General features: G+C 69.1%; 25 protein-coding genes. 7 read left to right on the top strand and 18 right to left on the bottom strand.

Translation table 11 applies throughout. The features are described from left to right. Positions 1-2 precede the first annotated feature (2 nt). The 3 genes from ACFYRU_RS32655 to leuA form a co-directional block, all read right to left on the bottom strand. A complete protein-coding gene (locus tag ACFYRU_RS32655) occupies positions 3-899 on the bottom strand; it encodes an ABC transporter permease (protein WP_387665757.1) in 897 nt (298 codons plus the stop codon). Between the two features lie 4 nt (positions 900-903). Beyond that, positions 904-1,998: an ABC transporter permease gene (locus ACFYRU_RS32650; RefSeq protein ID WP_387665755.1), complete on the bottom strand. Its 1,095-nt coding sequence runs from the start codon at positions 1,996-1,998 to the stop codon at positions 904-906. Positions 1,999-2,235: 237 nt separating this feature from the next. Continuing rightward, entirely contained in the window at positions 2,236-3,909 is a 1,674-nt protein-coding gene (gene leuA, locus ACFYRU_RS32645) for a 2-isopropylmalate synthase (RefSeq protein ID WP_387666082.1), read from the bottom strand. A 385-nt stretch (positions 3,910-4,294) separates the two neighbouring features. On the opposite strand from leuA, the gene ACFYRU_RS32640 reads away from it, so the two are divergent. The 4 genes from ACFYRU_RS32640 to ACFYRU_RS32625 are packed head-to-tail and all read left to right on the top strand — an operon-like array spanning position 4,295 to position 6,595. Continuing rightward, on the top strand, positions 4,295-4,471 hold the full coding sequence (locus ACFYRU_RS32640) for a hypothetical protein (protein ID WP_387665752.1): 177 nt from the start codon (positions 4,295-4,297) through the stop codon (positions 4,469-4,471). After that, positions 4,468-5,121, top strand: a complete 654-nt coding sequence (locus ACFYRU_RS32635; protein ID WP_387665750.1) for an alpha/beta fold hydrolase — start codon at positions 4,468-4,470, stop codon at positions 5,119-5,121. Before ACFYRU_RS32640 ends, ACFYRU_RS32635 begins: the two co-directional genes overlap by 4 nt. 17 nt (positions 5,122-5,138) lie before the next feature. After that, complete coding sequence (locus ACFYRU_RS32630; RefSeq protein ID WP_387665747.1) at positions 5,139-5,564, top strand: PPOX class F420-dependent oxidoreductase; 426 nt, start codon at positions 5,139-5,141, stop codon at positions 5,562-5,564. A gap of 41 nt (positions 5,565-5,605) precedes the next feature. Beyond that, complete coding sequence (locus ACFYRU_RS32625) at positions 5,606-6,595, top strand: GNAT family N-acetyltransferase (RefSeq protein WP_387665745.1); 990 nt, start codon at positions 5,606-5,608, stop codon at positions 6,593-6,595. Between the two features lie 55 nt (positions 6,596-6,650). Here the strand turns inward: ACFYRU_RS32625 and ACFYRU_RS32620 are convergent, their stop codons facing one another. The 8 genes from ACFYRU_RS32620 to ACFYRU_RS32585 all read right to left on the bottom strand — a co-directional run bounded on the left by ACFYRU_RS32620 (position 6,651) and on the right by ACFYRU_RS32585 (position 13,522). After that, on the bottom strand, positions 6,651-7,604 hold the full coding sequence (locus ACFYRU_RS32620) for a hypothetical protein (protein ID WP_387665742.1): 954 nt from the start codon (positions 7,602-7,604) through the stop codon (positions 6,651-6,653). Positions 7,605-7,721: 117 nt separating this feature from the next. Continuing rightward, the gene (locus ACFYRU_RS32615; protein WP_387665739.1) at positions 7,722-8,390 is read right to left on the bottom strand and encodes a GNAT family N-acetyltransferase; all 669 of its coding nucleotides are present in this window, start codon (positions 8,388-8,390) and stop codon (positions 7,722-7,724) included. Continuing rightward, positions 8,390-9,319, bottom strand: a complete 930-nt coding sequence (gene era, locus ACFYRU_RS32610) for a GTPase Era (RefSeq protein ID WP_387665737.1) — start codon at positions 9,317-9,319, stop codon at positions 8,390-8,392. Before era ends, ACFYRU_RS32615 begins: the two co-directional genes overlap by 1 nt. After that, positions 9,303-9,638, bottom strand: a complete 336-nt coding sequence (locus tag ACFYRU_RS32605; protein WP_387666079.1) for a cytidine deaminase — start codon at positions 9,636-9,638, stop codon at positions 9,303-9,305. Before ACFYRU_RS32605 ends, era begins: the two co-directional genes overlap by 17 nt. Before the next feature lie 49 nt (positions 9,639-9,687). Beyond that, a complete protein-coding gene (locus ACFYRU_RS32600; protein ID WP_387665734.1) occupies positions 9,688-10,992 on the bottom strand; it encodes a hemolysin family protein in 1,305 nt (434 codons plus the stop codon). 7 nt (positions 10,993-10,999) lie between these two features. Next, entirely contained in the window at positions 11,000-11,476 is a 477-nt protein-coding gene (ybeY, locus tag ACFYRU_RS32595; RefSeq protein WP_387665730.1) for an rRNA maturation RNase YbeY, read from the bottom strand. Next, the gene (locus ACFYRU_RS32590) at positions 11,473-12,399 is read right to left on the bottom strand and encodes a PhoH family protein (RefSeq protein ID WP_387666076.1); all 927 of its coding nucleotides are present in this window, start codon (positions 12,397-12,399) and stop codon (positions 11,473-11,475) included. Before ACFYRU_RS32590 ends, ybeY begins: the two co-directional genes overlap by 4 nt. 136 nt (positions 12,400-12,535) lie before the next feature. Beyond that, positions 12,536-13,522 carry a hypothetical protein gene (locus tag ACFYRU_RS32585; protein ID WP_387665728.1) on the bottom strand — a complete coding sequence of 329 codons (987 nt, stop codon included), beginning with the start codon at positions 13,520-13,522 and terminating at the stop codon, positions 12,536-12,538. 103 nt (positions 13,523-13,625) lie between these two features. On the opposite strand from ACFYRU_RS32585, the gene ACFYRU_RS32580 reads away from it, so the two are divergent. Both ACFYRU_RS32580 and ACFYRU_RS32575 read left to right on the top strand, forming a co-directional pair. Further along, the gene (locus tag ACFYRU_RS32580) at positions 13,626-14,135 is read left to right on the top strand and encodes a SigE family RNA polymerase sigma factor (protein ID WP_387665725.1); all 510 of its coding nucleotides are present in this window, start codon (positions 13,626-13,628) and stop codon (positions 14,133-14,135) included. Then, positions 14,132-15,229: a Gmad2 immunoglobulin-like domain-containing protein gene (locus ACFYRU_RS32575; protein WP_387665723.1), complete on the top strand. Its 1,098-nt coding sequence runs from the start codon at positions 14,132-14,134 to the stop codon at positions 15,227-15,229. The genes ACFYRU_RS32580 and ACFYRU_RS32575 overlap by 4 nt, the downstream gene beginning before the upstream one ends. Here the strand turns inward: ACFYRU_RS32575 and ACFYRU_RS32570 are convergent. From ACFYRU_RS32570 to ACFYRU_RS32550, 5 genes are all read right to left on the bottom strand, one after another. Further along, positions 15,222-16,529: a sensor histidine kinase gene (locus ACFYRU_RS32570; protein WP_387665721.1), complete on the bottom strand. Its 1,308-nt coding sequence runs from the start codon at positions 16,527-16,529 to the stop codon at positions 15,222-15,224. The genes ACFYRU_RS32575 and ACFYRU_RS32570 overlap by 8 nt on opposite strands. 83 nt (positions 16,530-16,612) lie before the next feature. Continuing rightward, positions 16,613-17,332, bottom strand: coding sequence for a response regulator transcription factor (locus ACFYRU_RS32565; RefSeq protein ID WP_387665719.1), 720 nt, complete (start codon positions 17,330-17,332; stop codon positions 16,613-16,615). Between the two features lie 23 nt (positions 17,333-17,355). Further along, positions 17,356-17,577 carry a hypothetical protein gene (locus tag ACFYRU_RS32560; protein WP_387665716.1) on the bottom strand — a complete coding sequence of 74 codons (222 nt, stop codon included), beginning with the start codon at positions 17,575-17,577 and terminating at the stop codon, positions 17,356-17,358. After that, positions 17,577-17,993 (bottom strand): hypothetical protein, encoded by a 417-nt coding sequence (locus ACFYRU_RS32555; protein WP_387665714.1) that lies wholly within the window; start codon positions 17,991-17,993, stop codon positions 17,577-17,579. Before ACFYRU_RS32555 ends, ACFYRU_RS32560 begins: the two co-directional genes overlap by 1 nt. A 105-nt stretch (positions 17,994-18,098) precedes the next feature. Beyond that, positions 18,099-18,428, bottom strand: coding sequence for an ArsR/SmtB family transcription factor (locus ACFYRU_RS32550; protein ID WP_387665711.1), 330 nt, complete (start codon positions 18,426-18,428; stop codon positions 18,099-18,101). A 65-nt stretch (positions 18,429-18,493) separates the two neighbouring features. Between ACFYRU_RS32550 and ACFYRU_RS32545 the strand changes: the two genes are divergently transcribed. Next, positions 18,494-18,967 carry a YybH family protein gene (locus tag ACFYRU_RS32545; protein WP_387666074.1) on the top strand — a complete coding sequence of 158 codons (474 nt, stop codon included), beginning with the start codon at positions 18,494-18,496 and terminating at the stop codon, positions 18,965-18,967. On the opposite strand, the gene ACFYRU_RS32540 is transcribed toward ACFYRU_RS32545, so the two are convergent. Both ACFYRU_RS32540 and dnaJ read right to left on the bottom strand, forming a co-directional pair. Further along, entirely contained in the window at positions 18,964-19,680 is a 717-nt protein-coding gene (locus tag ACFYRU_RS32540; RefSeq protein ID WP_387665709.1) for a 16S rRNA (uracil(1498)-N(3))-methyltransferase, read from the bottom strand. The two genes, ACFYRU_RS32545 and ACFYRU_RS32540, sit on opposite strands and share 4 nt — an antisense overlap. A 161-nt stretch (positions 19,681-19,841) precedes the next feature. Then, positions 19,842-20,984 (bottom strand): molecular chaperone DnaJ, encoded by a 1,143-nt coding sequence (gene dnaJ, locus ACFYRU_RS32535; RefSeq protein WP_387665707.1) that lies wholly within the window; start codon positions 20,982-20,984, stop codon positions 19,842-19,844. Positions 20,985-20,991: the final 7 nt, after the last annotated feature.

The raw sequence follows: 20,991 nt of genomic DNA, 5'->3' as shown, positions 1-20,991 counted from the left end.
GATCACCGGTCCCGGAGCCGCGGGTTGAGGATCTCTTCGAGGGATCGTGTCATCATCACCAGTCCGAGCAGCAGCAGGATGATCGCGACCACAGGGCTGAGGATCCAGGCCAGGCTCGCGTCGTTGAAGATCGCACCGGCGATCCAGGCGCGGTTGAGCATGATGCCCCAGTTGGAGCCGGTCAGCGGGGCGAGACCGAGCAGGTACAGGCCGACCAGCTGGTAGATCGCGTTGGTGACGCCGATCATGAAGTTCATCAGGATGAAGCTGGCCATGTTCGGCAGGATCTCGACGAACACCACCCGGACCGTGCCGAGGTCGAGCAGCCGGGCCGCCTCGACGAACTCGCGTTCCTTCAGCGAGAACACCTGGGCCCGGACCGCCCGGGTCAGCACCGGCCAGGACAGGCCGCCGACCAGCAGTGCGAGCAGGATCGGCGAGTCCAGCTTGAAGAACGCGCCCATCACCGCGAGCAGCACGATCTGCGGGACGGTGAGGAAGACGTCGGCGAGCGTGACCACGACCGAGTCGACCCAGCCGCCGAGGTAGGCGGCCAGCGAACCGAGCACGATCGCCAGCGCGGTCGAGATCGCCGCGGCGAAGAAGCCGACGAAGATCACCGTCCGGCCGCCGCCGATCATCTGGATCAGGACGTCCTTGCCCTCGTTGTCGGTACCGAGCAGGTGACCGGGCGAACCGGCCGGGAGCAGGATCTCCTTGACGTTCGGCGCGACGTCGGGGAGGAAGAACGGCACGATCGCGGTGATCACCACCATCAGCGCGACGATCACGAACCCGATGAAGCCGGCCGGGCTGCGGCGCAGCGAGCTGAGAATTCCGGCGAAGCGCGAGACGCCGGTGGTACCGACCGCGGAGACGGGGATGGTTGCCTCGGTCATCTCGTCACCCCTTGCCCTGGACGCGGATCCGCGGATCCAGCCGGCTGTACAGCAGGTCGGCGAGCAGGTTCGCGACCACGACCGAGATCGTCACGACCAGGAAGATGCCCTGCAGGACGGCGTAGTCGCGGCCGTTGACCGCGTTGTACAGGCTGAAGCCGATGCCCTGGTAGCCGAAGATCTTCTCCACGAAGATCGAGCCGCCGACGACGAAGCCGAGCGACACCGCGAGCTGGCTGAACAGCGGCAGTACGGCGTTCCGCCCGACGTACCCGGACCGGATCCGGGAGTCGGACAGGCCGCGCGCCCGGGCCACCGTCACGTAGTCCTCGCCGAGGGTCTCCACCGTCGACGACTTCATCACCAGCGCCCAGGAGCCGACCGTGGTCAGCGCGTAGGCCAGGATCGGCAGGGTCGCGTGGTAGAAGATGTCGTTCAGGAAGCTGAAGCTGAACGACGGTGTCACGCCCGGCGTGTACGAGCCGCGGGCCGCGGTCAGGTCGAAGAACTGCAGCTTCACCCCGAGGAAGACCACGATCAGGATCGCCAGGATGTAGTTCGGGATCGCGTGCAGCAGCGACCCGATCGACGTCAGCAGGTGGTCGATCCAGGTCTCGCGGCGGTACGCCATGATCATCCCGGCGACGATGCCGATGATGAAGCTGAAGACCGTCGCCACCCCGACCGAGAACAGCGTCCAGGGCAGATAGGTCTTGATCACCTGCGCGACCGTCGTTCCGGGCGACAGCACCGAGTTCCCGAAGTCGCCGTGCAGCATGTTCACCATGTAGTGGAAGTACTGCACGATCAACGGCTGGTTCGGGTCCAGCGAGAACAGGTTCTTCGCCTGCGCGGCCGCGGCCTCGTACGAGATACCGGTCTGCGCGATCTGCGTCTGGATGTAGGTGTCGACCGGGTTACCGGGCAACAATCGGACCAGGAAGAACGTTCCGGTCGTGACGATGAGGACCGTCAGGACCGCCTTGAACAGTCTTCGCACCAGCCAGGCGTTGAAGAACCGCCGTACGGCCGAAGGTCTCGGTTCGACAGCGGGACCTTCGATCAGTTCCGCCGCGGACGTATCGACCGCACCGCTCACTGCTCACCTCCACGCGACTACCAGGGAAAGTCGGTGGCGCAGACCCTCATCCGCAAGACTTAGTAACACTGTCTTGCAAGGAGCTGCGCATAGTGACGCTAGTCTGCGCAGCACTGGTCCCCGAGTCAACGACTTGAGGCAACAGTGAGACAACGTTGCGGACCGTGACGAAACGGTACCGGGGCGTACAGCAAGTGCCCGGCTCCGACACGGAGGCGGGCACCTGGGGAAGTTGGGTCAGCGCGTGGCGCGGTTGACGGCCGAGACGACGGCCTTCAGCGAAGCGGTGAGAATGTTGGCGTCCCGGCCGACGCCCCAGAACACCTCGTCACCGACCTCGCACTCGACGTACGCGGCGGCCAGTGCGTCGCCGCCGGCGGAGAGCGCGTGCTCGTGGTAGTCCAGCACCCGGACGTCGTACTTCAGCGGCCGCAGCGCGTCCACGAACGCCGACACCGGACCGTTGCCCTCGCCAACCAACTCGTGGGGAACACCATTGGCATAGACCTGAACCCGGAGCTGGTCGCCCTGCCCCTCACCGGACGTCGAGTTCACGCTCAGCAGTGACAGCTTGCCCGGCGCCAGGTACTCGGCTGCGAAGATGTCCCACATCTGCTGCGGGCCGACCTCGCCGCCCTCGTTGTCGGTGTGCTGCTGGATCACCCGGCTGAACTCGATCTGCAGCCGGCGCGGCAGGTCGAGCCGGTGCTCGGACTTCATGATGTACGCGACGCCGCCCTTGCCGGACTGCGAGTTGACCCGGATCACGGCCTCGTACGACCGGCCGACGTCCTTCGGGTCGATCGGCAGGTACGGCGCTTCCCAGGTGATCTCGCCGACCGGCCTGCCCTCGGCCGCGGCCTGCTTGTCCAGCGCCTCCAGGCCCTTCTTGATCGCGTCCTGGTGCGAGCCGGAGAAGGCGGTGTAGACCAGGTCCCCGGCGTACGGCTGCCGCTCCGGGACCCGCATCTGCGTGCAGTACTCGACCGTACGGCGGATCTCGTCGATGTCGGCGAAGTCGATCTGCGGGTCGATGCCCTGGCTGAACAGGTTCATCCCGAGCGTCACCAGGTCGACGTTGCCGGTCCGCTCGCCGTGGCCGAACAGGCAGCCCTCGACCCGGTCCGCGCCGGCCATCAGCGCCAGCTCGGTCGCGGCCACCGCCGTACCGCGGTCGTTGTGCGGGTGCAGGCTGATCGCGCTGTACTCGCGCCGGGTCAGGTTCCGGCCGAACCACTCGATCTGGTCCGCGTACACGTTCGGGGTGCACATCTCGACCGTGGCCGGCAGGTTCAGGATGATCTCGCGGCCTTCGGCGGGCTGCCAGACGTCGCTGACCGCCTCGCACACCTCGAGCGCGAACTCCAGCTCGGTGCCGGTGAAGATCTCCGGGCTGTACTGGTACCCGAACTCGCAGTCGCCGAGCATCTCGTCGGCGTACTTCATCACGGTCTCGGTACCGCGGACGGCGATGTTGCGGCACTCGGCCTTGTCGACGTTGAACACCACCCGGCGGAACAGCGGGGCGGTCGCGTTGTACAGGTGGATGGTCGCCTTCGGCGAGCCCTGCAGCGACTGCACGGTGCGCTCGATCAGCTCCTCGCGCGCCTGGGTCAGCACCGAGATCGTCACGTCGTCCGGGATCACGTCGTCCTCGATCAGGCTCCGGACGAAGTCGAAGTCGTACTGGCTGGCGCTCGGGAAACCGACCTCGATCTCCTTGTAGCCCATCTTCACCAGCAGGTCGAACATCCGCCGCTTGCGGGCCGGCGACATCGGCTCGACCAGCGCCTGGTTGCCGTCGCGGAGATCGGTGGACAGCCAGCGCGGCGTCTTGTCGACGGACTTCGCCGGCCAGGTGCGGTCCGGCAGGTCGATCGGCGGGAACGCGCGGTAGCGATGGATCGGCATACCGGACGGCTGCTGAACAGGCTTGGGCTGGTTCTTCGGTGCCACGGGGGTTCTCCTCGGAGGTACGGGTGTCGTGAAGGACGACCGGCGTACGTCAGGACTCCGCGGCGAGGGAACCGGCCTTGTCAGGCCTCGCCGCGGCAGCGAAGGAGGAGAAGCTGGTGCCGCATGATGCCGACGAGTCTATGCACACATGCCCCATCGCGTCGAACCGGGGTCTGGCGTACCGAAGAACGGGTAGTGGTCGCCCGCTGAGCCTCGACCCCGGCCGCCGCTCGGTCCAGTCGCGCTCAGCCCACCCGGTACCCCGCCACCACTACCCGTTCTCCGGTACACCACCTCCGAAGTAGACAGGATCCAGGGAGGTACAGTAGACACTGTCTACGTGATTGCTCTCGGGTTGCTGGCGTTGTCGTTCGCGGACGTCGGCACGGTCGCGGTCGGCCGGACGCTCGACGTCGTGCTCGGCGCACTGCTCGGTGCCCTCGTTCTTCGCGAACGGCCGCGCATCGCAGGGCTGGCCGTTGTCGTGGCCGGCGTACTTGTAGGGAGTATTACGTGAAGGATCTCGTCTGTTTGCATGCTGGTACGAGTGGGCCGTCGACGTGGGACCGGTTCGTGCCCGAGTTCGAGGGGCTCGGATATCGGGTGCGCTGTCCGGCGTTGCTCGGGCACGGGACCGCGCCGCGCCGTCGGCCGTATCGGTTGAGCGACTTCCGCGACCAGGTGCTGAGTGAGCTCGACGGCCCGGTCACGCTGGTCGGCAACTCCCTCGGCGCGTTCGTCGCGAGCGCCGTCGCGGTCGCCGAGCCCGACTGGGTGGAACGCCTGGTTCTCGAGGAGATCCCCGTCCCGCCGCGGAACGCGCAGGACGGCTCACCCACCACCCGCCACCTCCCGAGCCTCGTCCTGAGAGCCGCCGGCCTGCTGACCCGCGGCCGTTGCGACCCTCGCCTGCTCGACGACGTCATGACCGATCTCCGCCGCCCGAACCCGGCCTGGTGGACCGGCCTGCCCGAGGTCGGAGCCCCCACCCTGATCCTCGCCGGCGGTCCGAAGAGCCATCTCGACCAGTCCCGCTTCGCGCTGCTGGCCAACTCGATGCCCAACGCAACAATCCGTACGGTCGACGCCGGCCACCGCATCCACTCCGCCAGGCCCGGCCGCTGGCTGGCCGAGGTCAAACCCTTCCTTGCCTTCAAGAGCGCTTGAATTCATAGAGTGTCCCCATGACAGAAACTCTTCTCGACCGGATCGGTACGCACGGGCTCGGGGTGTTGGTGACGATCAAGCGGGACGGGCGGCCGCAGTTGTCCAACGTCACCTATGTGTTCGACGGGACGCGGGTCCGGGTCTCGCTGACCGACGGCCGGGCGAAGACGAAGAACCTGCGGCGCGATCCGCGGGCGAGCTTGTACGTCGACGGGCCGCGCGGGCGTTCGTACGTCGTCCTTGAAGGGAAAGCCGAGCTCAGCCCGGTCGCCGCCGATCCGCACGACGCGGTGGTCGAAGACCTGGTCGACTACTACCGGACCGCGTCCGGCGAGCACCCGGACTGGGACGAGTACCGCGCGGTGATGGTGCAGGACAAGCGACTGATGTTCTCGATGACCGTCGACCACGCGTACGGGATGCCAACACCTGACCGGGGATAAACCAGATGCGGTAACCCTGCGTTCCGGTGGACCCTGTGGGCGTGGAGATCATCAAGCTGTCGCCCGACGACGAAATCGGATGTGCGGACGCCGTCGCCGTGGACTCGGCCGGCTGGAAGGTGGACTGCCCGGAGGTGCTCCAGCACACGCCGCGGAGCTTCGCGAACATGCTGCGCTACGGCTGGGACCTCGAGCCCCCGGAGGCGTACCTGGCCCGCGACGACGACGGGACGGCGGTCGGCCTGCTGGTCGTCGACATCCCGCAGTACGACAACACCGACAAGACCTGGCTCGACGTGAAGGTGCACCCCGACCACCGTGGTCGCGGCATCGGCTCGACGCTGTTCGAGTACGGGGAGAAGCTCACCCGTGACCTGGGCCGGACCGGGGTCAGCTTCGGCGGGGTCGACCTGCCCAAGGCCAAGGCGTTCGCGGCCCGGCACGGGCTCGAGCAGAAGTCGGTCGAGGTGAACCGCCGTCAGGAACTGGTCGGCCTCGACTGGGACCTCGTCCAGCGGATGTACGACGAGTCCGCCGCGGCCGCGTCCGGGTACGAGTTGCTGAAGCTGACCGGCGCGCTGCCCGACGACATGCTCGAGGGGATGGTCGCGGTCACCGCCTCGATCAACGACGCGCCGAAGGACGACCTCGACGTCGAGGACGACGTCTTCTCGCCGGAGCGCCTGCGTGCGTACGAGGAAGCTCAGCGCAAGAGCGACCGGACGGTCTACCGGGTGATCGCCCGCGCGAAGGACACCGGTGAACTGGCCGGCCACACCGTCGTCGCGGTCGAGCGGGAGCGCCCGCACATCGGCGAGCAGCACGACACCGCCGTGTCCCGCGACCACCGCGGGCACCGCCTCGGCGCGCTGCTCAAGTCCGCGATGCTGCTCTGGCTGCGCGAGGAGGAGCCGGCGCTGACCCAGATCGACACCTGGAACGCCGAGTCCAACGACCACATGATCAGCATCAACGAGGCGCTGAACTACCACATCGTCGCGCGCTTCCTGGACTACCAGAAGTACCTCTGAAACAGACCGGGGGCGCCGCATCGAGCGGCGCCCCCGGCTCTGCACTACTGCAGGATCACTCCCCCACCAGCTGGTTCCAGTGGCCGGTGATCGAGAAGATGCCCGTGCCCGGGACAGTGGCGCCCGGGATCCGGCCGTAGGACGTGACCGCGGTCTTCGAGCCGTTGAACTTGCTCATCGCGTACTGGTAGACCGAGTCGGTGTCGTTGTCGAAACCGGTCACCAGCGTGCCGCCCTTGTCACCGCACTCCCGGGCGGCCAGCGACTCGTACGCCGCGAAGCCCGTGCTCCGCACCAGCTTCAGGATCGGCTTGGTCGAGGCCGCTGCCGGGATCCGGACCGTCCACAGCGCACCGGCCTTGGTGGTCATCAGCAGGGTGTCGTAGGTCGGGGTCTCGGAGATCACGGTCATCGCCTTGAAACCCTTGAAGCCGGGGAAGTGGCCGAGCGCCCGGAAGGTGGCACCCGACGCCGCGTAGCGGTAGAGGCTGCCGTTGGTGCTCAGCCCGTACAGGTACGAGCGGTTCGGCGCGGTGATCGCGTAGTTCGACGTGACGAGCTGGGTGAAGCTGCTCCAGCCGGAGCCGATCCGCGCGTACGTCGGCCGCGGGTTGTCGGTGTCGAAGTAGGTGACACCGCGGTACAGCGTCCCGCCCTGCACGAACAGGCCGTGGTAGTAGAGGTGCGCGTCGGTCTGTACGCCGTACCACGTTGTATTGAGACGGGTGCCGACGAACCGGAACTCCGCGTAGAGCTCAGGGCGGGGCGGTTTGCCCGGCGTGACCAGGAAATCGTTGATCCCCGGCGTCGGGGTGTTGAAGCCCACGTCCTGCCGGCATCCCGCGGAGGCGAGCTTGCTGTTCGGCGTGGTCTTCAGGTTGCCCGTGGCCGGGTTGGCGATCGCGGGCGTCGGGTCGGACCGGACGGCGGCGGTAGCCGGGCCGGCAGCAGCCGTGGCGGCGAGCATGCCGACCCCGGCCAGGGCGAGCGCGAAGCGCTGCAGTTTCATTCTGGGAGTCCCCCCTCAGGACACGAAGAACCTCGATGGGGCTCGAGGTCGTGCGAGAGCATAACGCCCACGGGCGGCGGACACGCCGCCGTTGCAGCTTGTTGCAACGGTTCCAGGCTAGACCGCTTCGACGAGTGTGACCTTCATCTCATTGGAGAGGGTGAAACCGAGCGACTCATAGAGCCGGATGGCGGTGGTGTTGGTGCCGCCGGTGTGCAGGAACGGGGTCCGCGACGTCGCCACGACATGTGCGGCGACGGCCCGGATCAGCCGGGTCGCGAGGCCCTGACCGCGGGCGGACGGGTGCGTGCAGACCGCGCTGATCTCGGCGTACTCCGGCAGGCTGAACCGGGTGCCGGCCATCGCGACCAGCTCGCCGTCGCGGCGGATGCCGACGTACGTGCCGAGCTCGATCGTCCGGCTGCGGAACGGACCCGGATCGGTGAGCGCGACCAACGCCAGCATGTCCGGTACGTCGTCCGCACCGAGCAGCACCGCTTCCGGGTCCTCGGCGGGCAGGTCGGCCGGTGCGACGAACTGGACCAGGTCGAACATCCTGTCCAGCTTGATGCCGTCCGGGACCGGGAACTCGGGCCGCATCAGCGCGGCCGGGCCACCGGCCCTGAGCAGCTCGGCCGCGTCAGCCCAGTCCGCGGCGGTCGGCTCGTCTGGTACGCCGAGGAACGGTGCGACCGCGGCCGGATAGCGGCGGGCGTTGCCGCGGACCTCGGCGAAGGACGCGTGCGGCCCGGTGAGGGCTGCGTACACAGGATTCTGCAGATTCATCAGAAGCCCAGTTTGCGGAGGTTCTTGGCGTCTGTCTGCCAGTTTTTCGCGATCTTCACGTGCAGGTCGAGGTACACCGGCGTACCGAGCAGGGCCTCGATCTGCTGGCGGGCGGCCGCGCCGACCTCGCGCAGCCGGGCGCCCTTGTGGCCGATCACGATGCCCTTCTGGCTCTCCCGCTCGAGGAAGATGTTCGCGTAGATGTCCAGCAGCGGCTTGTCGGCCGGCCGGTCCTCGCGCAGGTTCATCTCGTCGATGGTGACCGCGATCGAGTGCGGCAGCTCGTCCCGGACGCCCTCCAGCGCGGCCTCGCGGATCAGCTCCGCGACCAGCGTCTCCTCGGGCTCGTCGGTGATGTCGCCGTCCGGGTACAGCGGGAAGCCGTCCGGCAGCAGCTTGACCAGCTCGTCGGCGACCACGTCGACCTGGAAACCGGACGTCGCCGACACCGGCACGACCGCGGCCCACTCGATCCCGACCGACTCCCCCAGCGCCTGGATCTCGGCCAGGTGCTCGACCATCCGGTCCGGCGCCACCAGGTCGGCCTTGGTCGCGAGGGCAACCTTCGGGGTCTTCGCGACCTTCGCTGCCTCGCTGACCAGGAACCGGTCGCCGGGGCCGATCTTGTCGCTGGCCGGCAGGCAGACCGCGATCACGTCGACCTCGGCCCAGGTGGTCTTGACCAGGTCGTTCAGCCGCTCACCGAGCAGCGTCCGCGGCTTGTGCAGCCCAGGGGTGTCGACCAGGATCAGCTGCGCGTCCGGCCGGTGCACGATGCCGCGGACCGCGTGCCGCGTGGTCTGCGGCTTCGACGAGGTGATCACGATCTTCTTGCCGACCAACGCGTTCGTCAGCGTCGACTTGCCGGCGTTGGGACGCCCGACGAAGCAGGCGAAGCCTGCCTTGAAGTTCTCAGGTGTGGACGACATCGCGGACCTCTCCGGTGCCCAGGGCAACTACTACGGGAATGTTGGCGCCGGCGAAGTGCCGTACGACGTTGACCTCGACGGACTCCGCGTCGGTGACGACCGCGGCGGCTTCCAGGCCCTTCACGCCGGAGGCGAGCGCCATCGCGACCGCCAACTGCAGCGCGGTCAGCTCGACCGTGTCCAGGCCGACCGTGCAGGCCGCGTACGTACGGCCGTCGGAGTCGCGGACCGCCGCTCCTTCAGCGGCGCGGGTCCGGGCACGGGCAGCGCGGGCGAGGGTGACGAGCTTGGCGTCCTCCGCCGAGAGGTCTGACAACAAGAGCTCCAAAAACGTGACCGCCGGTCCGGGGACCGGGCGGGTGAGTGGGTCAGGCGTGCTGGTGGTTCTGGTCGTGCGGCGCGGGGGTCGGTTCCGTGCGCCGTACCAGAACCGTACCTACCTGGTTCCGGCGGCCGGACGGGCGCTCCGCGGTCAGCGACAGGCCCTCGATCGCGACCTCGGCGCCGGGGATCGGGACCTTGCCGAGCAGCTTGGCCATCAGGCCGCCGACGGTGTCCACGTCGTCGTCGTCCAGCGGTACGCCGAACAGCTCGCCGAGCTCGTCGATCGGCAGCCGCGCCGACACCCGGTACGCGCCGTCGGACAGCTGCTGCACCGAGTCCGGGTCCTCGTCGTACTCGTCGGTGATCTCGCCGACGATCTCCTCCAGGATGTCCTCGATCGCCACCAGCCCGGCCGTACCGCCGTACTCGTCGACGACGATCGCGAGGTGCATCCGGGCCGCCTGCATCTCGCGCAGCAGCTCGTCGACCGGCTTCGAGTCCGGGACGTACATGCACGGCCGCATCACCGACTCGACCCGCTCGGTCGACTCGGCCTGGGCGTTGTCGTACACCCGGCGCATCACGTCCTTGAGGTAGACGACGCCGACGATGTCGTCGAGCGACTCGCCGATCACCGGGATCCGCGAGTACCCCGAACGCAGCGCCAGCGAGGTGAGCTGGCGGAGCTTCTTGTGCTTCTCGATGAACACCATGTCGGTCCGCGGCACCATCACCTCGCGGACGATGGTGTCGCCGAGCTCGAACACCGAGTGGATCATCTGCCGCTCGCCGGACTCGATCACCGCGGACTTCTCCGCGTAGTCGACCAGCGCGCGCAGTTCGGCCTCGGTCGCGAACGGGCCTTCGGCGAACCCCTTGCCCGGAGTCAGCGCGTTGCCGATCAGGATCAGCAGCTTCGGCAGCGGCCCGAGGACCCGGGTCAGCGCCATCACCGGGCCGGCCGACAGGATCGCGAACCGGTCCGAGTGCTGCCGGCCGAGCGTCCGCGGCGCGACCCCGATGATCACGTACGACACCAGCACCATCACCACGGCGGTGATCAGGATGTGTTCCCAGGTCACCTCGAGGACGTCGGACAGCGCCTGGGTGACCAGCACGATCGCGGTGATCTCGCAGATCAGCCGGAGCAGGAGCAGCGAGTTCAGGTACCGCGGGGCGTCCGAGAGCAGGTCCCGGAGCCGGACCGCGCGCAGGTTGCCCTGCTCGACCTGCTCGTTCGCGCGCACCTTCGAGTACGACGACAGCGCCGCCTCCGCACCGGCGAACAGCCCGGCCAGCAGAACGAGCACCGCAGCCACAACCAGCAGAACCAGGTCGTGGTACGTCATGGGTTTATCACGCCTCTAGCCGGTTACCAGGTGCGCGCCATGCTTCCAGCAGGCGGCCCTGGACGTCCCACATCTCCGCTTTCTCGGCGGGTTCCGCGTGGTCGTAGCCGAGCAGGTGCAGGATGCCGTGCACGGTGAGCAGCTCCAGCTCGGCCCACGTGCCGTGGCCGGCCTTCGCGCCCTGGGCGGCGGCCACCGTCGGGCACAGGGCGATGTCGCCCAGGTGCCCGAGCGGCAGGTCGTCGTCCGCCTCGCCGTCCGAACCCGGCCGCAGCTCGTCCATCGGCCACGACATCACGTCGGTCGGCCCCGGCAGGTCCAGGAACTCGACGTGGTACCGCGCCATGGTGTCCTCGTCGACCAGCTTGATCGACAGCTCACACTCCGGGTGCAGCCGCAGCGACGACATCACGAACCGGCTGAGCCGCATCAGTCCGTGCGCGTCGATCTCCACGCCGGACTCGTTGTTGACCTCGACGTTCATCGGTGGGAATCAGCACTGCCTTCGTAGTTTTCGTACGCCGACACGATCCGGCCGACCAGCTTGTGCCGGACCACGTCATGCGATGTCAACCGGCAGAATGCCAGATCCTGCACCCCATCGAGAATTTCCTGCACCACCTTGAGCCCGGAATTCATCCCGTTCGGCAGGTCGACCTGGGTGACGTCACCGGTGACGACCATCTTCGAGCCGAAGCCGAGCCGGGTGAGGAACATCTTCATCTGCTCCGGCGAGGTGTTCTGCGCCTCGTCCAGGATGATGAAGGCGTCGTTCAGCGTCCGGCCGCGCATGTAGGCCAGCGGCGCGATCTCGATCGTGCCGGCGGTCATCAGCCGCGGGATGGACTCCGGGTCGAGCATGTCGTGCAGCGCGTCGTACAGCGGCCGCAGGTACGGGTCGATCTTCTCCGACAGGGTGCCGGGCAGGAAGCCGAGCCGTTCGCCGGCCTCGACGGCCGGCCGGGTCAGGATGATCCGGTTGACCTCCTTGGCCTGCAGCGCCTGGACCGCCTTGGCCACCGCCAGGTAGGTCTTGCCGGTACCGGCCGGGCCGATGCCGAACACGATCGTGTTCTTGTCGATCGCGTCCACGTACCGCTTCTGGTTCAGCGTCTTCGGCCGGATCGTGCGGCCGCGGCTGGACAGGATGTTCTGGGTCAGCACCTCGCGCGGGGACTCCGCGGTGGCCTGCTTGATCATCGCGATGCTGCGCTCGACGGAGTCGGCGGTCAGCCCGTGCCCGGTGCGCACGACCGCGACCAGCTCGTCGAAGAGCCGTTCGGTGAGCGCCAGCTCGGCAGGCTCACCGGTCATCGAGATCTCGTTGCCGCGGACCAGGATGTCGGCGGCGAACTCCTTCTCGATGATGCGGAGGAACTCGTCCCGGGCTCCGAGCAGGGCCACCATGTCGATGCTGTTCGGCACGACGATCTTGTGCGACGCCTGCGTGGTGGAGGTGGCGCCGTTCGGACGCGCCTCCGGTTCGATACTGCGTGGCCTGGACAGGCTCTTCCTCCTGGGTACTGGTGTTGGAGCTTCCATGCTAGCCGTCCCGTCCGACAGCCTCACGTGTAATTCGCCGGGGCGTCCCCAGCGACGGCCGCTCCGCGGCGGCAGCCGCCGCGTCCACAGCCGGACCGGCTGACCGGTCCGCCGCGGCGCCGGGGGCCGGGTTCGGCGTCAGCACGCCGGCCAGCCGGGCGAGCTCGTCGGCCTCGGGACCCGGCTGGATCACGCCGTGTTCGAGCGCGAGCCGGCGGTTGCGTTCGGCCTGCCACGCGCGGTCGGGCACCAGGTTGACGGTGACGCCGGACGATGCCGGCCGCAACATCGGTCCGAGATCGGCGCGCCGCGCGCGGTCGGCCAGATCCGACGGCCGGTTCCGGTTCAGTTCGTAGCTGCGCAGCATCCAGTACGTCGCCTCGATCGCCGCCCGGGTGGACCCGGAGTTCACCGGCGGCTCGTCGAACTCGTCCGCGTGCGTGTTCCGCCCGTCCTCGGCGCCGACGGCATGCACCGGTGTGAACACGTGCAGCGACTGGACGGGCGCGTTCACGTCACCGTCGTACACCGAGTCCTCCCGCCACGCGTGCGCGCCGGAGTAGCTGTCCTGCAAGGCGTGCGCGGCCGCTCCGAGGTACCTGAACTCCTCGTCGGCCGATCGGTGCGCCGCGGCGAGCTGTTCGTGCACGTATTCGGTGTTGCGCTCCAGGTTGTCCCGGCCGTCGCGGTACGGATCCGCCATGAAGTGCTCGCGCTGCACGTCCGGGTTCGCGTACGCCGAATGCATCGTCGGACCGGGGCCTGCGTACGGGAACGGAAGGCCGGTGCCGTTGAAGTTCTTGATCACGCCGGCGCCCAGGGTCCGGTCCTGGTGTGCCTGGGCCCGGTCGAGCGCTTCCGCGTACTGCTGGCGTGAAATGCCGTGGATCGTGCCGTCGGGCTCGGCCAGCTGCTGGTACAGCCTTGCGACGGCGGCGTACGTGATGTCGTGATGGCCCGACCACTGATCGTCACCAACCTGCTTCATTCCTTCAGAATCCCACTGGTTCGGGCCATCCTGTTGTCAACCTGGGATGTGGTCTTGGCGTCGTCTTTTCGTGGCACAACCGGCCGTGGTGTACGAAGAGTGCGTGACACATGAGTCCTCGTGGGATGCCGACGAGGCGCTGACGGCCGTCTACACCGCGCACTACACCTCGCTCGTCCGCCTCGGCAGCTTGCTGCTGCGCGACACCGGTACGGCCGAAGAGATCGTGCAGGACGCGTTCGTCGCCATGCACGGCCGGTGGAACCGGCTACGCGACCCCCACAAGGCGCTCGCGTACCTGCGGACCGCGGTGGTGAACCGCTGCCGGTCCCGCCAGCGCCACCTGGTGGTCGTCGACAAACACACCCCGAAGTCACTGCCCGACGAGCCGAGCGCCGAACAGGCCGTCCTGCGGACCGCCGAGACCGACCGGGTGATCGAGGCGATGCGGACCCTGCCGGAGAAGCAACGCACCGTGATGGTCCTGCGGTACTACGGCGACCTGTCGGAGGCGGAGATCGCCGACACGATGGGCATCACCCGGGGTTCCGTGAAGAGCCACGCCGCGCGCGCGACCAAGTCGCTGCGCCAGCTCCTGGAGCAGAACGTATGAGTGACCAGCCGAAAGACCCGTTCGACGAGCTGATGCGGCGGGCCCTCCGGGAGGAGGCGGACCGGATCGAACCGGCCGACGCGCTGCCGGAGATCCGCGCCCGCGCACACGCCCAGCGCCCGTCGGTCCGGCGCCCCTGGTTCCTGACCGCCGGCGTGGCCGCGGTCGGTACCGCCGCGGCGATCGGCGCCTTCACCGTGTTCAACGGCTCCGACACCACCGCGAACGACGGGGACTCGGTTGCCGGCCAAGGTACGACGAACACCGCGACCGCGCTGCCGGAAAGCCAGGCGCCGTCGGTGCAGACCGTGTCGCCGGTTCCGAGCCAGGCCGTGAAGACCGCAGCGCCGACGGACCGTGGCGTACCGGAGGAGATCGTCAAGAGCCAGCTCGTCCCGGTGTACTGGCTGGGCGCGCAGGTCGGCGTACCGAAGAAGACGTCCACGCGGCTGTACCGCACCTGGACGACGGTGAGCGGACGCCCGGCCGAGCAGGCGGTCCGGATCATGACCACGAAGCAGCCGGCCGACCCTGACTACTTCTCGGTCTGGCGTGGTGCCGCGGTGAACGCCGTGACGCGGACGGAGGACGCGGTCACGGTCGACTTCAAGCAGTTGCCGAAGGCCACGTTGGACCCGGACGTCGCGCGGGTGGCGGCGCAGCAGCTCGTGTACACCGTGCAGGGCGCGTTGAAGGACAACCAGACGCCGATCCGCGTGACGCAGGGCGGGCAGACCGTACCGCGGCTGTTCGGGCAGATCGACACCAGCGAGCCGTTGGACCGCGCGCAGGCCGCCGACGTACAGGCGCTGGTCTGGATCGACTCGCCGTACGAGAACGAGGCCCTCGATCCGAAGGTCACCGTCCAGGGCGTGGCCGCGGCGTTCGAGGCGACGGTCAACTACCAGGCCATGAACCTGAAGACCCGCGAGGTGCGGAAGGGCTTCACGAACACGAAGGAAGGGCAGACCTTCTCGTCGTACACGTTCCAGCTCATGCTCAGCCCGGGGCCGTGGCAGATCAGCGCGTACCTGATCTCGCCGGCTGACGGGAGCATCACCGACACCGACACCAAGTCGATCCTGGTCAAGTAGCCGGCAGCGTGATCGTGAACGCGGCGCCGCCTTCCGGGGCCGGTCCCGCGGCGAGGGTGCCACCCAGCCGGGTGACGAGCCCGTGCGCCAGTGCGAGACCGATACCGGATCCGACCGGGCGGCGACCCCGGTACTTCTGGTTCAGTACGCCGGGCCGGAACGCGACCGCGTAGTCCTCCGGCGCCAGACCGGGACCGCCGTCGCGGACCTGGAGCTGTACGGCGTTCTGGAGACGGGTCAACGAGAGCGTGAGCTGCGCACCGGCGGGCGTGACGCGGAGCGCGTTCTCGGCCAGCCCGTCGAGGACCTGCCGGATCCGGCGCGGGTCCGTGGTGGTGACCGCGGGTACCGGCGGGAGATCGAGCCGGAACCGGACGCCTTGCCGGTCGCAGCGCACCCGCCAGACCTCGGCACCCGCGGCGAGCGTCTCGCGGAGGTCGACCCGGGCGAGGTCGAGCTGGAACTGGTCCGCACCGATCCGCGCGAGGTCGAGCAGGTCGCTGACCAGCCTGTCGAGCCGCTGGGACTCCTGCTGGATCACCTGGCCGGCGTGCCGCGGATCGGTGGCGACGCCGTCGGCGAGCGACTCGGCGAACCCGTGGACCGCGGCCAGCGGCGTCCGGAGCTCGTGCGAGACCGACAGCAGGAACTCGCGCTGCCGCGCCTCGCTGTGCTGCAGCGCGATCGAGAGCTCGTTGACCGCGGCAGCCACCTCGGCGACCTCGACCGGTCCCTCGACCGGTGCGCGGAGATCGCGGCGGCCCTGGCGCATCGCGGCCGCGACGTCGGCCGTACGGCGCAACGGGCGGCCGAGCAGCCGGCCGAGGAGGGCCCCGGCGAGCGCGGCGACGAGCAGGCCCGTCCCGAGGGCGAGCAGGATGTTGCGGACGAGGATCCGCCAGGTGCCGGCCGCCAGATGCACGGGCTCGACCAGCGCGAACCCGGAAGCGTCCGAGAGGCCCCGGGCTTCGACGAGGTAGTCGCTGCCGTCCACCTGTACCTGTGCGGAGATCCGCTGCGCACCTCCGGCGTCGCCGAGGCCCGCCGCGGTCGCGGCCTGGGTGGACCGCGGATCGTTCGACTGGATTCCACGCTTGGGGAGGTTGAGCACGACCACAATGCCTTGTCCCCGGACAACCTGCGCCACCCGCCCGAGGCCGGCTGCCCGCGGCCCGAGCCCACGCTCGTCCACCTGCCCGGCGATCACGTCGGCCTGCGCAGCCAACGACTGCTGCAACACGTTCCGCGCCGACTGCCGAGCGAGCCCCGCCATCACCACCCCCGCCACCAACACCGCCACCCCAGCCACAGCAACACAAACCAACACAATCCGAGCCGCAAGCGACCCCCGCCCGGCGACGTCCGGCGGGCCGTCGTGGGTGGTCATCCGTCGCGGTCGGCGGCGTAGCCGACGCCTCGTACTGTTCGGATCGGGCTGGTCTCGCCGAGTTTCGCGCGCAGCTGGGCGATGTGTACGTCGACGGTCCGGGTGCCGGCCGCGGACTGGTAGCCCCAGACCGAGCTGAGCAGCTCGTCCCGCTCGAACACCCGGCCGGGGCGCCGGAACAACTGCGCCAGCAGCTCGAACTCGGTCGACGTCAGACTCACCTCGACCTCCCCGGCCCACGCCCGTCGCCGGCCGAGGTCAACCCGTACGTCTCCCACCGACAACACCTCACCACCTGGCGCCACATCGTCCGGTGGCCGACCGGTTGGAAACGGGGTGGTTGTGCGGCGGAGGACCGTGCGGACGCGGGCGGCCAGTTCGCGGGGGCTGAAGGGTTTGGTGATGTAGTCGTCGGCGCCGATCTCCAGGCCGAGCAGGCGGTCGACCTCGTCGTCGCGGGCCGTCACGAACAAGACCGGCGTCCAGTCGCCCGCAGCCCGCATGGTCCGGCACACGTCGGCGCCGTCGCGCCCCGGCAGCCCGATGTCGAGGATCACCGCGACCGGCTGCAGCTGCTGCCACGCGGTCAGCGCCGACTCGCCGTCGGACTCGATCCGGACGTCGAACCCGTCCCGGCGCAGGTACAGCTCGATCACCTCGGCGATCGCCGCCTCGTCCTCGACCACCAGAACCAGCCCGCGACCGGCTCCGGCCATCTTCAGCTCCCGGGAAGTGTCGGTCAGGGTGCCTCGTCCCCGGCCAGCTCGCGATCGATCCGGTCCAGCGTAGACCCGATCTGATCCAGCTCCTGCTCCGGCGACCCCACCTGTTGGGTCGCCGGAGCCTGCCGGCCGGCCTGCTCCCCACTAGGCCCGCCGGCGGAGCTGCCACACGCGGTCAGTCCGGCGACCGCGGCCGCCGTACCGACCAGCACAACCAGCACACCACGGAGCCGTCGCATTACTTGACCACCTGGCAGTGCGCGGCCTTGAACGCCTCCAGCTTCGTCTTCGCGGCGGCAAGGTCGGTCAACCGCTCGGAGCGGCGTTCGGCCCGCTTCTCCAACCGCTCGGCGACCTTGTCGTGCCCCTTCGCCTGCTGCGCGGCCGCGCGTGCCTTCAGCCAGGCGACCGAACCCTTCACGTCGGCGCCGCCGTTGATCCTGGCGGCCAGCTTGTCCCGCCGCGCGATCAGCTTCGGCAGCCGATCGGCACACAGCTTCTGCGACTCCTCGGGGCTGAGCGTCACCTGCTTGTACGTCGGGGCCGGGGTGGGCGTCGAGTCGGCCGACGCCGCCGTCGTACCGGCGACGATGCCGCCCGCCAGGACGACGGCCGACGTACCGGCCGCCAGGGTGCCGCGGACAGACCTGCGCATGTTCGTTCTCCTCGTCGTCTCCCGATCTGACGAGACCGACTCTCGCCTACCGACGTTCGAGGACGACCGGAGCTGTGTACGGGTTGTGTAAGAGTCAGACAGGGCCTAGTCCGGGCGGTCGACCGTGGCGGCGAGCAGGCCCGGGAATGCGGCGTCGAACTCGCTCCGGCGCAGGCGGTTGAGGCGGCGGGCGCCCTCGTCGCGCTGCTCGATCAGGCCGGCCGACCGCAGGACGGCGAAGTGGTGGCTGGCGGTCGCCTTCTTCACGGGCAGGTCGAACGTGCCGCAGGCGCGCGTCCAGTCGTCGTGCGTCGCGAGATCCCGCAGGATCGACCGCCGGACCGGGTCCGCGAGCGCGTCCAGGGCTGCCTGCAACGGCACCTCGGCCGGGTCGGCATGCGTGAGCGTCCGGGCTCTGGCGGACTCGACGGCCATGATGTTCGATCCTCGTCGTACAGTTGTGTTCGGTGTCTGTCTAACAGCTTAGCGAGGTACTGGTGATGATCGAACTGGTCGACTACGGGTTCGGGCCGGACGCGCGGCCGCGGGCCGACGAGGCGCGGACGCCGGGGCGGGACGGCGCGTTGGCCGCGTTGGAGACGTTCTACTACGCGCTGAACCACAAAGACCTGGACGTACTGGTCGCGGGCTGGGCCGACGATCCACTGGTCCAGCTGAACAACCCGGTCGGCGGCATCCTGCGCGGGCGGGACGCGGTGCACGACCTCTATCAGCGCGTCTTCGCGGGCTCCCTGGATGTCCAGGTCACCTTCGGCGATGCGGCAACGTACTGGCTGGGCGAGACGGTGGTGTTCGCGGGACGGGAGACCGGTACGTACCTGGGCGACCGGCCGCTGCGGATCCGTACGACCAGGATCTTCCGGTACGACGGCGCGTGGCAGCAGATCCACCACCACGGCAGCATCGACGACGCGGACATGCTCGCGGCGTACCAGCAGGCTGTCCGCGGTTAACGCCAGCGGGAGCGGGCCAGCAGAGCGGAGGCGGCTGCCACGCCGGCGGTCGACGTTCGCAGGACGGTGTCGCCGAGGCGGACCGGTGCGACGGCGAAGGACGACAGTTCCGCTGGGGCCAATCCGCCCTCGGGCCCGATCACGATGACGATGGTGCCCGAGCCAGGTGGGTCGAGGGTGGCGAGGGGGGTCGTTGCTTCCTCGTGGAGTACGGCGGGGAGGGCGGCGTCGGCCAGCAACTTGGCGACGTCCGCCGTGGAGGCCAGTGGGGCGACCTCGGTGAACCAGGTGCGGCGGGACTGCTTGCTCGCCTCGAACGCCCACGCCTGCCACTTGGCGAGCAGCTTCTCGACCCGCTCCGGGTTCGCCCGGAACTGGCTGCGCTCCGCGTTCCACGGGACGATCACGTCGACACCGACCTCGGTCAGCATCTCCACCGCGAGCTCGGCCCGCTCCCCCTTCGGTACGGCCTGCACCACGACCACCCGCGGGTCAGCAGCCTCAACCACCCCGCGCTCGTCCACGGCAACGGTCACCCCAGCCTTGGACGCGTTCACCACGGGCCCTTCGGCCCACGTACCGCGCCCATCCGTCAGCCGGATCCGCTCCCCAGGCCCGATCCGCCGCACGACAGCCGCATGCCGCCCCTCCGGACCGTCCAGCACCACCTCGTCGCCGCCCGGATCGGGGTGGAAGAACACCGCAACGCCCACTACCGAACACCCCACGAGTGCTGAGGCTGGGAAAGAAATGTGCGCCAGGTGACCGGAAGTTTCCCCGCCGGACCCGTTCCGCGCGACGGCAGACAGCCACAACCGGCTCCGCCCGCCGACGCACCAAGCGCTCGGCGCACCTCCCCTGCCTGGTGCGCCATCTAGTGGGCGCCGAAGGCGTCGCGGAGGCGGCCGAAGACGGTCTTGTGGGTGGCTTGGACCTGGCCCTGCGGGCGTTCCTCGTCGCGGGCGACGGCCAGCTGGCGGAGCAGGTCGGCCTGGGTGTCGTCGAGCTTGGTGGGCGTCTCGACGATGACCTGGACGATCAGGTCGCCGCGGCCGGCGTGCCGCAACCGTGGTACGCCGCGCGCCGTCAGGGTCTGTGCCGTACCGGACTGCGTCCCCGGACGGATCTCCAGCGGCGTCGTCTCGCCCTCGAGCGTCGGCAGGTCGATCGTCGTACCGAGCGCGGCCGCCGTCATTGGCAGCGTGACCGTGCAGTGCAGGTCGTCGCCGTTGCGGGTGAAGATGTCGTGCGGCTCGACCTCGATCTCGACGTACAGGTCGCCGGCCGGACCGCCGCCCGGGCCGACCTCGCCCTGACCGGACAGCTGCACGCGGGTCCCGGTGTCGACGCCGCCGGGGATCTTCACGGTGACCGTACGGCGGGAACGCACCCGCCCGTCGCCGGAGCACTCGACACACGGGTTCGGGATGGTCGTCCCGTAGCCGCGGCAGTTCGGGCACGGGCGCATCGTCCGTACCTCACCGAGGAACGACCGCTGCGTGTGCGTCACCTCGCCGCGCCCGTGGCAGATCTCGCAGGTCACGGGCTCGGACCCGGCCGCCGCGCCGGACCCGCTACAGGTCGGGCACAGCACTGCGGTGTCGACCTTGAGCTCCCGGGTCGTACCGAAGGCGGCCTCGGCCAGGTCGATCCGCAGCGGGATCAGCGCGTCCTGACCGCGCCGGGTCCGCGGCCGCGGCCCTCGGGTCGCGCCGCCGGTCTGCCCGAAGAACGCGTCCATGATGTCGGTGAACGTGAACGCCTGGCCGAACCCGGCGCCGCCCGGCCCGCCCGCCGCGGAGGCGAACGGATCGCCGCCGAGGTCGTGCATTTGCCGCTTCTGCGGGTCACTGAGCACCTGGAACGCGCGCCCGATCTCCTGGAACTTCTGGTGCGCGTCCTCGGAGTCGTTCACGTCCGGGTGGTACTGGCGTGCCAGCTTGCGGTACGCCTTCTTGATCTCGTCCGGTGACGCGTCACGGCTGACACCTAGGACGGCGTAGTAATCGGTGCTCATACTCCAG

The sequence above is a fragment of the Kribbella sp. NPDC004536 genome (assembly GCF_042873835.1).
In the GTDB taxonomy this organism is placed as follows: domain Bacteria; phylum Actinomycetota; class Actinomycetes; order Propionibacteriales; family Kribbellaceae; genus Kribbella.
The sequence above is the reverse complement of the archived record's forward strand: the minus strand, read 5'-3'. Positions and strand labels throughout refer to the sequence as shown.

Coding starts and splice junctions, on each gene's coding strand:
- ybeY (WP_387665730.1), bottom strand. CDS start 11,476: ATGAACGTCGAGGTCAACAACGAGTCCGGCGTGGAGATCGACGCGCAC.
- leuA (WP_387666082.1), bottom strand. CDS start 3,909: ATGCCGATCCATCGCTACCGCGCGTTCCCGCCGATCGACCTGCCGGAC.
- ACFYRU_RS32560 (WP_387665716.1), bottom strand. CDS start 17,577: ATGCGACGGCTCCGTGGTGTGCTGGTTGTGCTGGTCGGTACGGCGGCC.
- ACFYRU_RS32655 (WP_387665757.1), bottom strand. CDS start 899: ATGACCGAGGCAACCATCCCCGTCTCCGCGGTCGGTACCACCGGCGTC.
- era (WP_387665737.1), bottom strand. CDS start 9,319: ATGTCGTCCACACCTGAGAACTTCAAGGCAGGCTTCGCCTGCTTCGTC.
- ACFYRU_RS32615 (WP_387665739.1), bottom strand. CDS start 8,390: ATGAATCTGCAGAATCCTGTGTACGCAGCCCTCACCGGGCCGCACGCG.
- ACFYRU_RS32630 (WP_387665747.1), top strand. CDS start 5,139: ATGACAGAAACTCTTCTCGACCGGATCGGTACGCACGGGCTCGGGGTG.
- ACFYRU_RS32600 (WP_387665734.1), bottom strand. CDS start 10,992: ATGACGTACCACGACCTGGTTCTGCTGGTTGTGGCTGCGGTGCTCGTT.
- ACFYRU_RS32545 (WP_387666074.1), top strand. CDS start 18,494: ATGATCGAACTGGTCGACTACGGGTTCGGGCCGGACGCGCGGCCGCGG.
- ACFYRU_RS32585 (WP_387665728.1), bottom strand. CDS start 13,522: ATGAAGCAGGTTGGTGACGATCAGTGGTCGGGCCATCACGACATCACG.
- ACFYRU_RS32575 (WP_387665723.1), top strand. CDS start 14,132: ATGAGTGACCAGCCGAAAGACCCGTTCGACGAGCTGATGCGGCGGGCC.
- ACFYRU_RS32620 (WP_387665742.1), bottom strand. CDS start 7,604: ATGAAACTGCAGCGCTTCGCGCTCGCCCTGGCCGGGGTCGGCATGCTC.
- ACFYRU_RS32565 (WP_387665719.1), bottom strand. CDS start 17,332: ATGGCCGGAGCCGGTCGCGGGCTGGTTCTGGTGGTCGAGGACGAGGCG.
- ACFYRU_RS32550 (WP_387665711.1), bottom strand. CDS start 18,428: ATGGCCGTCGAGTCCGCCAGAGCCCGGACGCTCACGCATGCCGACCCG.
- ACFYRU_RS32555 (WP_387665714.1), bottom strand. CDS start 17,993: ATGCGCAGGTCTGTCCGCGGCACCCTGGCGGCCGGTACGTCGGCCGTC.
- dnaJ (WP_387665707.1), bottom strand. CDS start 20,984: ATGAGCACCGATTACTACGCCGTCCTAGGTGTCAGCCGTGACGCGTCA.
- ACFYRU_RS32590 (WP_387666076.1), bottom strand. CDS start 12,399: ATGGTGGCCCTGCTCGGAGCCCGGGACGAGTTCCTCCGCATCATCGAG.